Annotated in this window: 11 protein-coding genes; 10 read left to right on the forward strand and 1 reads right to left on the reverse strand. The window is 56.6% G+C overall.

All coding sequences use genetic code 11. The annotated features are described in order from the left end of the window. The first annotated feature begins 1 nt into the window (after nucleotide 1). The 4 genes from rfaF to N6P30_RS08230 are packed head-to-tail and all read left to right on the forward strand — an operon-like array spanning nucleotide 2 to nucleotide 4246. On the forward strand, nucleotides 2-1048 hold the full coding sequence (gene rfaF, locus N6P30_RS08215; RefSeq protein ID WP_023294807.1) for an ADP-heptose--LPS heptosyltransferase RfaF: 1047 nt from the start codon (nucleotides 2-4) through the stop codon (nucleotides 1046-1048). A gap of 3 nt (nucleotides 1049-1051) precedes the next feature. Next, entirely contained in the window at nucleotides 1052-2038 is a 987-nt protein-coding gene (gene rfaC, locus N6P30_RS08220; RefSeq protein ID WP_260629937.1) for a lipopolysaccharide heptosyltransferase RfaC, read from the forward strand. Then, complete coding sequence (gene rfaQ, locus N6P30_RS08225; RefSeq protein WP_023294805.1) at nucleotides 2031-3140, forward strand: putative lipopolysaccharide heptosyltransferase III; 1110 nt, start codon at nucleotides 2031-2033, stop codon at nucleotides 3138-3140. Before rfaC ends, rfaQ begins: the two co-directional genes overlap by 8 nt. Beyond that, nucleotides 3137-4246: a glycosyltransferase family 4 protein gene (locus N6P30_RS08230; protein ID WP_023294804.1), complete on the forward strand. Its 1110-nt coding sequence runs from the start codon at nucleotides 3137-3139 to the stop codon at nucleotides 4244-4246. Before rfaQ ends, N6P30_RS08230 begins: the two co-directional genes overlap by 4 nt. Here the strand turns inward: N6P30_RS08230 and N6P30_RS08235 are convergent. Further along, nucleotides 4225-5328: a glycosyltransferase family 4 protein gene (locus N6P30_RS08235; RefSeq protein ID WP_023294803.1), complete on the reverse strand. Its 1104-nt coding sequence runs from the start codon at nucleotides 5326-5328 to the stop codon at nucleotides 4225-4227. The two genes, N6P30_RS08230 and N6P30_RS08235, sit on opposite strands and share 22 nt — an antisense overlap. Before the next feature lie 230 nt (nucleotides 5329-5558). Here N6P30_RS08235 and N6P30_RS08240 point away from each other — a divergent pair, with 230 nt between their 5' ends. The 6 genes from N6P30_RS08240 (at nucleotide 5559) to N6P30_RS08265 (ending at nucleotide 12892) form a co-directional block, all read left to right on the forward strand. Continuing rightward, nucleotides 5559-6929, forward strand: coding sequence for an O-antigen ligase family protein (locus N6P30_RS08240; RefSeq protein WP_023294802.1), 1371 nt, complete (start codon nucleotides 5559-5561; stop codon nucleotides 6927-6929). A gap of 145 nt (nucleotides 6930-7074) precedes the next feature. After that, the gene (locus tag N6P30_RS08245) at nucleotides 7075-8058 is read left to right on the forward strand and encodes a glycosyltransferase (protein WP_023294801.1); all 984 of its coding nucleotides are present in this window, start codon (nucleotides 7075-7077) and stop codon (nucleotides 8056-8058) included. 8 nt (nucleotides 8059-8066) lie between these two features. After that, complete coding sequence (locus tag N6P30_RS08250) at nucleotides 8067-9038, forward strand: hypothetical protein (RefSeq protein WP_023294800.1); 972 nt, start codon at nucleotides 8067-8069, stop codon at nucleotides 9036-9038. 18 nt (nucleotides 9039-9056) lie between these two features. Next, nucleotides 9057-10691, forward strand: coding sequence for a sulfatase-like hydrolase/transferase (locus N6P30_RS08255; RefSeq protein WP_023294799.1), 1635 nt, complete (start codon nucleotides 9057-9059; stop codon nucleotides 10689-10691). A 156-nt stretch (nucleotides 10692-10847) separates the two neighbouring features. Continuing rightward, complete coding sequence (gene waaA / locus N6P30_RS08260) at nucleotides 10848-12122, forward strand: lipid IV(A) 3-deoxy-D-manno-octulosonic acid transferase (RefSeq protein WP_023294798.1); 1275 nt, start codon at nucleotides 10848-10850, stop codon at nucleotides 12120-12122. Continuing rightward, nucleotides 12122-12892, forward strand: coding sequence for a glycosyltransferase family 2 protein (locus N6P30_RS08265; RefSeq protein ID WP_023294797.1), 771 nt, complete (start codon nucleotides 12122-12124; stop codon nucleotides 12890-12892). The genes waaA and N6P30_RS08265 overlap by 1 nt, the downstream gene beginning before the upstream one ends. Nucleotides 12893-12894 lie beyond the last annotated feature (2 nt).

Consider the following 12894-nt stretch of genomic DNA (forward strand, 5'->3'; position numbering starts at 1 on the left):
TATGAAGATTCTGGTGATCGGCCCGTCATGGGTGGGCGACATGATGATGTCGCAAAGTCTCTATCGCACGCTCAAGGCGCGCTATCCCCAGGCGATAATCGACGTGATGGCACCCGCATGGTGCCGTCCGCTGCTATCGCGTATGCCGGAAGTGAATGAAGCTATCCCGATGCCGCTCGGCCACGGGGCGCTGGAAATTGGCGAACGCCGCAAGCTCGGCCATAGCCTGCGCGAGAAGCGGTATGACCGCGCTTATGTTCTGCCCAACTCCTTTAAATCTGCCCTGGTGCCCTTCTTTGCGGGCATTCCGCATCGCACCGGCTGGCGCGGCGAAATGCGCTACGGCCTGCTGAACGATGCGCGCATGCTGGATAAAGCGGCTTGGCCATTAATGGTGGAGCGCTACGTGGCGCTGGCCTATGACAAAGGCGTGATGCGCAGCGCGAAAGACCTGCCGCAGCCGCTGCTCTGGCCCCAGCTTCAGGTTAACGACGGTGAAAAATCCCAGACCTGCAGCGCGTTTGGCCTTTCGGCTGAACGTCCGATGATTGGCTTCTGCCCTGGCGCCGAGTTCGGCCCGGCAAAACGCTGGCCGCACTACCACTATGCAGAGCTGGCGAAACAGCTGATCGACGAAGGCTACCAGATTGTCCTGTTCGGTTCGGCAAAAGACCACGAGGCGGGCAACGAAATTCTCGCGACGCTCAGTAATGAACAGCAGGCCTGGTGCCGCAACCTGGCGGGAGAAACGCAGCTTGAGCAGGCGGTTATCCTGATTGCTGCCTGCCACGCTGTGGTTACCAACGATTCAGGCCTGATGCACGTCGCCGCTGCGCTCAACCGTCCGCTGGTGGCACTGTATGGGCCAAGCAGCCCGGACTTTACGCCTCCGCTTTCCCATAAAGCGCGCGTTATTCGCCTGATCACCGGCTACCACAAGGTGCGCAAAGGCGATGCCGCTGAAGGTTATCATCAGAGCCTGATCGACATTACCCCGCAGCGCGTTCTTGAAGAGCTTAACGAACTGCTGTTGAGCGAAGAAGGATAACGAATGCGGGTACTGATCGTTAAAACCTCGTCGATGGGCGATGTTCTGCACACGCTGCCGTCACTGACGGACGCCATGCAGGCCGTACCGGGCATTCGTTTTGACTGGGTGGTGGAAGAGGGCTTCGCGCAGATCCCCACCTGGCATGAAGCGGGTGACCGCGTGATCCCGGTGGCGATTCGCCGCTGGCGGAAAGCGTGGTTCTCTGCCCCGATTAAAGCCGAACGCAAAACCTTCCGCGAGGCGGTACAGGCGCAGCGTTATGATGCCATCATCGACGCACAGGGGCTGGTCAAAAGCGCCGCGCTGGTGACGCGACTGGCGCGCGGCGTAAAGCACGGCATGGACTGGCAAACCGCCCGCGAACCGCTGGCGAGCCTGTTTTATAACCGCCGCCATCACATCGCGAAGCAGCAGCACGCGGTGGAACGTACCCGCGAGCTATTTGCAAAGAGTCTTGGCTATGCAAAGCCGGAAACGCAGGGCGATTACGCCATTTCGCAGCATTTTTTGCACGGTTCGCAACAAACAGACGCACCCTACCTGATTTTCCTTCATGCAACGACCCGCGACGACAAGCACTGGCCGGAAGCGCACTGGCGCGAACTGATCGGCCTGCTGGCAAACGCGGGGCTGCGTATCAAACTCCCGTGGGGTGCACCGCACGAAGAGGCGCGCGCCAAACGCCTGGCGGCAGGGTTTGATTATGTGGACGTTCTGCCGCGCATGAAGCTGGATGGCGTCGCTCAGGCGCTGGCAGGCGCGACGGCTGTGGTCTCCGTGGATACCGGTCTCAGCCACCTGACGGCGGCGCTGGATCGACCTAATATTACGCTTTACGGCCCAACGGACCCGGGCCTGATCGGCGGCTATGGAAAAAATCAATATATCTGCCGCCCGGAACACTCATCGCAGCTGAGCGATCTCAGCGCCGCTGCGGTATTTGCGCAATTAGAGCCTTTGCTGGCAGCAGAGAGAGCCTATGTCTGATTTTTTCTCAGCGGAGCGCCCGCCAAAGCGCGTGCTGATTATTAAGCTTCGTCACCACGGTGACGTTTTGCTTACCTCGCCGGTTTTTACCGTGCTGAAAAAGAACTGGCCGAACGTGGAAGTCGATGCGCTGGTTTATGACGATACCCAGGCGATGCTGACCAGCCACCCGCATATCGACCAGGTGCACACTATTGGGCGCAACTGGCGCAAGAAGGGCTGGTTTGAACAATTCCGCCTCTACCGCGCCCTGCTGAACACCCTGAAAGGCCGTCAGTATGACGTGCTGATTAACCTGACCGAACACTGGCACGGCGCGCGCCTGGCGCGTCGCCTGAAACCGCGCGTCTCCGTCGGCTTTAAGCCGGATAAGCGCGGTGGCCTGGCGCGTCGCCGTTGGGTGAAATCGTTCACCACGCTCTATCCGGCGATTCAGGACAACAGCCGTCATATGGTGGAGGTTAATCTGGATGCCCTGCGCCGGATCGGCATTCATCCGCAGTCCGATGAAGACAAACATACGCTTTTTGTGCCCGGTGACGCGGCAGAAGCCTCTGTGGCCGAAAAACTGGCCGGGTTTGGGCTCACGAGTAAATCCTACATTCTGGTTCACCCGACCTCGCGCTGGATGTTTAAGGCCTGGGATATCAAAAAGCTGGCAGCGACCATTGATAACCTGGCGGCGCGCGGCCTGCCGATCGTCCTCTCCGCCGCACCGTCAAAAGAAGAGAAGGCCTATATGGATGCGCTGCGCGCAGCCCTCACCCAGCCGGTCTTTGATTTAAGCGGTCAGCTGAACCTGAAAGAGCTGGGCGCGCTCATGAAGCACGCCCGGGTGTACTTCGGCGTGGATTCCATGCCAATGCATCTTGCGAGCGCCGTCGGTACGCCAACCGTCGCCATCTTTGGCCCTACCGGCGCCATCAAATGGGCGCCGTGGGGGGTGAACTATCGCGTAATCGTTGCCGGGTTTACCTGCCAGCCTTGCGGCAAAGCGGGCTGCGGAGACAGCGGTGTCTCTGACTGCATCACGGCCATCACCCCACAGCAGGTGCTGAGCGCCATTGATACGATGCTTCTGGAAACGGAAACACCTGCATGAAGCTGGCTATTGTCCGACAGACCTACAACCCCAACGGTGGCGCAGAGCGTTTTGTCTCACGTGCGCTGAACGTGCTGGCGCAGGATACGTCGCTTGATGTCACGCTAATTGCTCGCCAGTGGGAGGATGCCGCAGGCTGGAAAACGCTGACGGTCAATCCGCCGTTTCGCAATCGCATCGCGCGTGAATCCGGTTTTGCCCTCGAAGCCGCCGCGCATTTTGCGCAGTTTGATATTGTGCAAAGCCACGAACGCATACCGGGAGCCACCATCTTCCGGGCGGGCGACGGTGTTCACGCCACCTGGCTTGAGCAATATGGCCGCATTCTGTCGCCGCTGGCGCGCTGGGCGCAATCTCTGAGCCGCTATCACCGCTACATTCTGCAGGCCGAGGCGCAGATGTTTACCCATCCGCAGCTGCGCAAGGTGATCTGTAATTCGAAGATGGTGCGCGATGATATCGTGCGTCGCTTCGGGCTGCCGGACGACAAGCTGACGGTGATCTACAACGGCGTGGACACCGTTCAGTTTAGCCCTGAGGTCCGCGCCCTTTCGCAGCGTGATGCTCTGGGTATTCCTCCTGACGCACCGGTGCTGGCGTATGTTGGGTCAGGCTTCAGCCGCAAAGGCGTCGCCACCGCGCTGCGCGCCATTGTGGCGCATCCTGACGTCTGGCTGCTGATTGCCGGCCGCGATAAACATGCGCGGAAGTTCGAAAAGCTGGCGCAGGCGCTGGGGATTTCCTCACGAGTGAAGTTCCTGGGCCCCGTTGCCAACGTGCGTGAAGTCTATGGCACGGCGGATGCCCTTATCCTGCCGACGCTCTACGATCCCTTCCCGAACGTCTGCGTGGAAGCGCTGGCCTGTGGTTTGCCGCTGCTTACCAGCCACGGCTGCGGCGCGGCGGAGTGGATAACCGAGGGTCAAAACGGCTGGGTGCGCGATGCGCTGGACAGCGAAGGCTACCAGCAGGCCATCTCGCTGTGGCTGAAAGGCCGTGAACAGGGTGTCGATTACTCCGCCGCTGCGCGTGCAACCGCCGAGCCCTTCACCCTGGACAGAATGGCGAAAGAGCTACAGGCGCTTTATCGCGATTTGCTGCGCTGAGCGGCATCGGAGAAGACTTTCTCCATCGCGTCCAGCATACATTCGCGGGTAAAGTGCGTGCGCAGGTAGTCATATCCCTGTTGCGCGAGCGTCTCGCGAAGGGCTGAGTCGTCATAGAGTTTCATTATGGCATCGTGCAGCGCGTTTTCGTCGCGCTGCGCGACCAGCACTCCCGTCTGCCCGTTAATCACCGCATCTCCCGTTCCACCCGCATCCGTCGCAATGGTGGCAATACGGGTGGCTAACGATTGCAGCACGCCCTGCGGAACACCTTCCATATCGTGCGAAGGGCTGAGCGCAATATCAAAGGCCGGGAACCAGCGTTCCGGATCGGATTGATGTCCCGCCATGACCACGCGCTGCTGTAACCCCAGGGCGGTGATTTCCTGTTCCAGCGTCGCTTTGTGCGGACCTTCACCGACAATCGCCAGCTTGATGTGTGGATTGGCGATTTTCGCCAGGGCGCGCAGCAGTACGCTATGGCCTTTGTTCGGGCGCAAATGCGATACCACGCCCAGCCAGAAATCGTCCTGCGACAAACCACAATGAACCCGGGCCTGGTGCTTATCTCCCGGATGGAAACGCTGCGTATCGACACCGCTTGGCACCGACGTACTCTGAGACATCGGCACGCCAATATTTGCCACCTGATGGCGCAGCGCCTCGCCGGTGGTCACGATATGCGCGCAGGCCGTGCGGAAGAGCCAGCGGGTCGTCCAGTTGTTGCGCGGTACGCCGGACGCATGACGGGTTCTCACCAGTGGTACAGGGTTGGACAGCGTCAGATTCGCCAGCGCCACCAGCCAGGTATCGGCAGAGTTATGGCTGTTGATGACGTCAATCGAGTGACGGTTATCCTTCATCCAGCGACGCAGCACCTGCAGGTTTTTAAGGTTCTTACGCTTCAACGGCATCGTGACCACCGTCAGACCGGCATTGCGTGCCAGCGCGTGGAGCGGCGCAGTTTCCGGACAAAGGAGAGTCACCTGATGGCCACGCTGAATCATCCCAAGCGATTCGTTGATAATGCGCAGAGGCTGCCCGCCTTTGCCGCCGTCTGCTTCAGTGTGAACAATATGCATATATTTCCTGTCGTTTAGCTGAAACCGCTGTCCAGGCCGCCGATTATATACGTGGGTATTACGATAATGCACAGGCGGATTAATCTTGCTTACAAACATTGTCCTTCTGTAGTAATGGCTTCTGTGGTAATTTTCTCAGGCTTTTATTCCACTCAAAATCAGTGGAATCTGCATATGGCATTGTTAACTAACCGGTATTAACGCCGAGATCCTTTACCAGTACCAAAATTATGACAAATACTCGTAACATCCTGACAGGTCTTTTAGTACTGTCTGTACTGGCTTTATGTTTTATCTGGCCAATCCCAAACGATCAGCTACCTTTTCATCGTAATGGACTGATTTATCCTAATATTGTGGTGGCGCTCGGTCTTTTCTTTAGCTCTTCAGTGGCGAGAAAAGCGCTGGACTTAAACAAAATTAAGTTCGTGCTTATTGTGCTGTGGGCATTAACCTTCTTTATCCTGATTAACGGCTTTTTTGTCGCGCCAGATATTAAAGAAATGGTGTCGACCTGGGATGGACAGTGGTTACGTCCGGTATTGCTTTTCTGTGCGGGCCTGGTGTTATTACCGGTGATTCAGGAGCGCTTCCCCTCGTTATCGGCAGCCCGGTTCTTTACTCTCGTCGTCCTTTTTTTCTGGGGTGTCGTCTGTATCCACCTCCTTGATACCGTCTGGCTTTACTGGCGAGACGGCGTGATCCACTGGGGCGAAACGCGGATTGTTTATAACCGCACGCGCATGAGCTTCCAGGTCAATATGATCACCGGTTTCCTGCTCGCCGAACTGCTTGCGCGCGGCCTGCTTCATCAGCGTTTCTTACGCCTGAAGACACCGTTCCTCGCCTTTATGCTGTTGTGTAACCTTGTCTGCACTGCGTTAGTCGATACCCGCTGGGGAACGATCGGCCTGGTTGGCAGCCTGTTCTCCACCTTCATTCTGCTTAGCCTGCATAGCATGCGTCGCAGCCGGGTGTTGCTCACCGGTGGCATTCTTTTGGGCATTACTATCGCTTCTGCGCTTCTGGGCTATGCCTCCTGGAAAACCGATCCGCGCTGGCAAAGTCTGGAAGATGATGCCGTAACCGGCTGGAACGCGCCTTTCACCAGTTTTTGCTATAACAAAACCAACGGCACAGTACCGACTAACGATCTCGGTCGTCCAATGAACCACTCCAACGGCTGTCGCGCGAGCTTCTTCCATCAGGGCTGGAAACTGGTGGGCGAACATCCTGCGGGAATGGGGCCTCGCAAAGAGGCCTTCCGCTATGTGCTGCGTCGCGACACGCAGGACAATCGCATTGATATTCCGCACAGCCACTACGGCCTGATTGAGTTTGGTATCCAGAACGGCATCGCGGGCATTGCAGGCTGGCTGATTCTGCTGGCAGGCTGCTGGTACATCGGCTGGCGCGAGTTCCGCCATGGCAATATGATGGCGGGCATGTTCCTGCTGCTGTTTACGGTTGGTTTCTTCTCCCGAACCATGGTTGACCACAATCTGAAAGATCACTACCTGGAACAATATATGCTGTTAACCGGGTTGCTTGTGGGAATGTGCGCGTTACGGCCCGCTAAACGAACAGAAACAACCTCCTGATTGCGTATACATAGCGCCGTTGACAATACGCATCGGCGCAACGTTACCTATCAGAACTCTTTTGCCTGCCGGCTGTCGAAAAGCCATTGCACGTTGCTGTATCGCTCGTTAGCCGCATCTCACCGCGTTAAATTACGGAGTAAGCATGTCTGGAACGCCTCAATTAAGCCTCGTTGTCGCCGTCTATAATGGCGAGAATTTCCTGAGCGCTTTTTTTGACAGCATAAAGAAACAGAATCTGCACAGCCTGGAACTTGTTATTGTTAATGACGGCTCTACTGACGGCTCTGCAGATATCATCGCCCGCTACGCCAGTGAATTCAGTCATTTTAATGTCATCGACCAGCCTAATGGGGGTGTCTCTGCGGCCCGTAATACCGGTCTGGCCGCAGCAACGGGCGATTACATCGCGTTCCCGGATATTGATGATGTCATCTATCCGGGCATGTATCCGCGCCTGCTGGAGATTGCACTCGCCGGGCAGTTGGACGTCGCGACCTGCAACGGTACCTACATTTATGACGACGGACGCCCGTCGAAGAAGATTTTCCCTTCAGATAAACTTGCGTCAACCGACGTGCTGGACGGCCCGACCTGGCTGCAGATGGCGCTCGAATCGCGCAAGTTCCTGCACGTGACGTGGCTGAACATCTATCGCCATGCCTTTATCAAAGAGCAGGGCTTCAGCTTTGAACAGGGTCTGCGCCATCAGGACATCCCCTGGACTACGGAAGTGCTGCTCACCGCCAGACGCGTGCAGTATATTGATGAGACCTATTACGACTACCTGATCCACTCCGCTTCCGTTTCCCATACGCCAGGCACGGACGACACGCGCATGCGCTCTTCGCGCCATTATATGAAGATTCTGGAGATGCTGGACGCCATCAACAAACGCTATCCGGAACAGGTGAAACGCGTGCCCGCCTGCCGCTGGCAGATCGCCAAAGAGGGTCTGGGGATCCTGCATAGCATTAACAACATTGAAGATATGGCCAAAAAACGCGAGATCACCCGTGAGCTTTTCGATCGCGGTATCTGGACTCTGATTTGGCAAAATGCGCGCGGCTTCCGCCAACGGTGGCGTCTGGGACGTCGCTACTTCCGTCTTAAAAAAATTCTTGGCTAACGGAAATTATGAGCAAACTTAAATTACACGCGGTTTCCCGCGCGGATTTCATCGCTAAAAACTACGCAGATTTCCAGACTCTCCTGGATAACCAGGTCAATCCTGACGATATTCCGGAGCGATTTTATTGTGGCGGCCGCGGTGGCTGGACGTTCCAGACTACCCTGGCGCTAAAGCACTATTATGGTGACGCAATCGAGTGTTCGTTTGGCTCTGAATGCAGGCCAGATGCCATTAACCTGATGCATAACGACGACTTTGGTTCCCGCGTGAAGCCGTGGCGTGGCTTCACCGTGGTCGCGCGTGCGGACCGCCCTCCCGTGATTGGCGCCGATGTTGTCGTCGACCAGAATCCGGAAGTAGACAACCATAGCAATCGTATTTTCGTCCCCTACTGGCCACAGCCGGGCGTAAAACCACGCGAACGCACCGACGAGACAATCAAAACCGTCGCATTCTTCGGCCGTGTAGACAGTTTCCCGGACGAATACCGCGAAGGGAATTTTAAGCAACGTCTTGCCGAACAAGGTATTGAGCTCCGCATCTCGTTCGATAACTGGACAAACTACCAGGACGTGGACGTGTGCATCAGCTTCCGCAAATCACACGATCACAAACTGGCGCGTAAGCCTGCCAGTAAGCTCATTAACAACTGGCTGGGGAAAACGGTGATGGTCTGCGATGACGAGCCGTCTTATCGCGCGATCCGCGAAAGCGAGCTGGACTACCTGATCGCCAAAAACCCTGATGAAGCCTTCAATGCCATCATGCGTCTGAAAAACTCCCCTGAACTGTATCGTCAGATGCGCGAACAGGGTGAAAAACGCCTACAGGTCTATTCCCGCGAAGCGGTCGCTGCACGCTGGTATGCCCTGTTTGAGGATATCTGGCGTAAAGGATTGCACAATCGTCCTACGGTAGTTCGCGCACTGCGCTTTGGTTTTGGTAAAGCCATTCGCCCGCTGACTAAAAAGTTCTGATCGGAATAGAGTCCTTCCATGTTCAAAACAACGACACACTCTTCGTTCACCCCGCGCAGCAATCTGTTGCGCACCCTGGGGTTGACGCTGGCATTCCTGCTGCTGTTCTCGCTTTCAGAAATCATCATTCTGCTGAAAGATCACGTCTACCAGCCGAAGTCCGGTGATATCTCGCTGTATCTGATCATTTCCCTGCTTGCCGCAGCCAGCGCGCGTTTCTTCCTGACTCGCCTGCTGCTGGCCGTCACGTTTATCGTTCAGATTTCGGAAGCGGTGTACTACCAGTTCTACGGTCAGTTCTATGGCCCGAGCGAAGTCTGGCTGGCGTTCGTGGAAACGAAAGACATTGCCAGTGGGATCACCGACAGCCTGGGTTCACTGGGCATCTACTTCGCCATCATGATTGTGGCGGTCGTGTTTGCGCTGGTCTTTGCGCGTCGTCTGGCGCCGCTTTGGCACAAATGGATTGCGCTTCCTTGCCTGCTTGCGATTGTCGTGATGTTTGTCGGTCAGTTCTACAAAGCGATCGACGGGCAGATGTACAAGTTCAACCCGGACCTGCGCCACTCCCTGCTGCGTAACGGCCTGTCTGCAATGAGCTTCAGCGCCATACGCCTGATCCCGGAAGCGATGTCAGGCGAAAACCAGAATCTGACCCACTACGATCCCTACCAGGTCAAACCTGTTAAGGATACGCGCGCGGGTAAATATTCGATTATTCTGGCGATAGGTGAAAGCCTTAATCCGCACCACGTCAGCGCTCTGGGCTACGAACGCGATACCACGCCTGAGCTGAAAGCGCTGCTCCAGCAGTATCAAGGTAAGGGCCGCCTGATTGTCTCCAACGCCGTGTCCACCCGCGTGGCCATCCCGATGCTGGTGAATAATCTGCGCGAGCCGGATAACTACGGGGCCTATAAATCGAAATCCACCAATATCTTCGCCAACGCGAAGAAACAGGGTTATCAGACCGCCTTTATCTCCGCCCAGGGGCTGGAAGGGCTGAGCAACTGGATTGGCATCCATGATATCGATCTGTGGGAAGATACCCAGATCCGCCCGGCACCAGATGTCGGCGCAGACGTTGTTCTGACGCCATCCGTTGAGAAAGCAACCCTGGACTGGAACAAACCGTTCCTGATGGTGCTCAACAGCCGTGCTCCACATATCCCGTACGAGCGTAATATCCCGCAGGGCTTCGCGAAGTTCTCTACGCCGCGTCTGAGTGATGATGTGGCGCAGAAGAAAAATGAGTATGACGATGCGGTCCGCCTGTATGACAAAGAACTCGCGTCCGCGATTCGCACCGCGCTGGCAAAATCCAAACTGCCGGTGCTGGTGTTTATCACCTCCGATCACGGGGAACGCGTGGGCGATAACGGTCTGTTTGGCCACTCGGTTGTAGAAATGCCAATTGCTCAGGTACCGTTCCTCTACTTCAGCAACGATCCAGCTTACGCCATGAAGGAGATCAGCCCGCAGATGCCGCTCAACCATTATCAGGTGGCAACGCTCATCAACAAGATGCTGGGCTACGACGTCAGTAATCCAAATCAAAAAGATGACAGCTTCTTTATCACTGGCGGTGACATTCGCGGGCTTTCGGAGCGCGTAACCTACCATCTGAACGCCCTCCCCGAAGCGGAGCGCTAAACGGTGAGACAAGAAACGGGCAAGAAATTGCCCGTTTTTTTTCAGGCGAATGAGCGTAACGCAGCCAAATGGGTGTCTTAAAACACCAAAGAGATAGCTTTAGACGGCTCAAATGCTTAGAATTTGCCCGCCGAAACTAAAAAAACGGATAATCGCTTGGAATTGTTGTATACCGCTCTGCTCTACATCATTCAGCCACTGGTGTGGCTGAGACTGTTGCTTCGTAGCCGTAAAGCGCCTGCGTATCGTAAACGCTGGGCTGAACGCTATGGCTTCTGCCGCAATAAAGTCGCGCCGGACGGTATTTTGCTGCATTCCGTTTCTGTCGGTGAAACGCTGGCGGCAATCCCGCTGGTTCGCGCCCTGCGTCACCGCTACCCGTCGCTGCCGATCACCGTCACGACGATGACGCCAACCGGCTCGGAGCGCGCGTTATCCGCTTTCGGCAAAGACGTTCATCACGTCTATCTCCCTTACGATCTCCCCTGCGCCATGAATCGTTTCCTGAATACCGTTCGCCCGAAGCTGGTGATTGTGATGGAAACCGAACTGTGGCCAAACATGATTTCCGCCCTGCATGCCCGTAAAATTCCGCTGGTGATTGCCAACGCGCGCCTGTCAGAGCGCTCGGCGAAAGGTTACGGCAAGCTGGGTAAATTTATGCGCCGCCTGCTGAGCAAGATCACCCTGATTGCCGCGCAGAATGAAGAAGATGCGGCACGCTTTATCTCTCTGGGCCTCAAACGCAACCAGCTTGCGGTGACGGGCAGCCTGAAATTTGATATTTCGGTTACCCCTGAACTCGCCGCCCGCGCCATCACGCTTCGCCGCCAGTGGGCCCCGCGTCGTCAGGTCTGGATTGCGACCAGTACCCATGACGGTGAAGAAGAGATTATCCTGCAGGCGCACCGCAAGCTGCTGGAAAGCTTCCCGGATTTACTGCTGATCCTCGTGCCCCGCCATCCGGAGCGTTTTAAAGATGCCCGTGAAATGGTGCAAAAAGCCGGTTTCAGCTTCACGCTGCGCAGCAGCGGGGAGATCCCGTCTGGCAGCACCCAGGTGGTGATTGGCGATACGATGGGCGAACTGATGCTGCTCTACGGCATTGCTGACCTCGCGTTTGTCGGCGGCAGCCTGGTGGAGCGCGGCGGCCATAACCCGCTCGAGCCGGCAGCCCACGCGATTCCGGTGCTGATGGGGCCGCACACATTTAACTTCAAAGATATCTGCGCGAAATTACAGCAGGCCGATGGTTTAATTACCGTGACCGATGCGGATTCGGTAGTCAAAGAGGTCTCAACCCTTCTGACTGACGAAGATTATCGCCTGTGGTACGGGCGACATGCGGTCGAAGTGCTGCACCAGAACCAGGGTGCCCTGACCCGTCTGCTGCAACTTCTGCAACCTTACCTGCCCCAGCGGAGCCACTGATGTCAACGCGTCTGTCGGTCGTGATGATCGCCAAAAACGCCGCCGACCTGCTTCCGGACTGCCTGGCGTCGGTAGCCTGGGCTGATGAGATAGTCATTCTTGATTCCGGAAGTACGGACAACACGGTGGACGTTGCCCGGGCAGCGGGCGCAAAAGTCTTTATCGATACTGACTGGCAAGGCTATGGCCTCCAGCGCCAGCGCGCGCAGAGGTTTGCCACCGGAGATTATGTCCTGATGCTCGATACTGACGAGCGCATCACGCCGGAGCTTCAGCAGGCCATTCAGGCGGTGCTTTCCTCACCTCAGCCTGGTGCTGTATACAGCATTGCCCGCCGCAACTACTTCCTTGGCCGTTTTATGCGCCACAGCGGCTGGTATCCTGACCGCGTGACGCGCCTCTACGAGCGCGAGCGGTATCAGTACAACGACAATCTGGTGCATGAATCTCTGGCCTGCGACAACGCCCAGATCATCCCCCTGACGGGCGATTTGCTGCACCTGACCTGCCGCGATTTCGCAAGCTTCCAGCGCAAACAGCTCAACTATGCCACCGCATGGGCGCGGGAGCGTCACCAGCGCGGCAAGAAGGCCTCGCTGACCGGAATCTTCACCCACACGCTGGGCGCGTTCCTGAAAACGCTGCTGCTGCGTGGTGGCGTGCTGGACGGTAAGCAGGGCTGGTTACTCGCGGTAGTCAATGCCCAGTATACTTTTAACAAATACACCGAGCTGTGGGCGCTCTGCCGCGGCTACTCAGAGAAAACGTGAGT

Source organism: Enterobacter sp. PL1 (assembly GCF_945957325.1).
In the GTDB taxonomy this organism is placed as follows: domain Bacteria; phylum Pseudomonadota; class Gammaproteobacteria; order Enterobacterales; family Enterobacteriaceae; genus Enterobacter; species Enterobacter roggenkampii.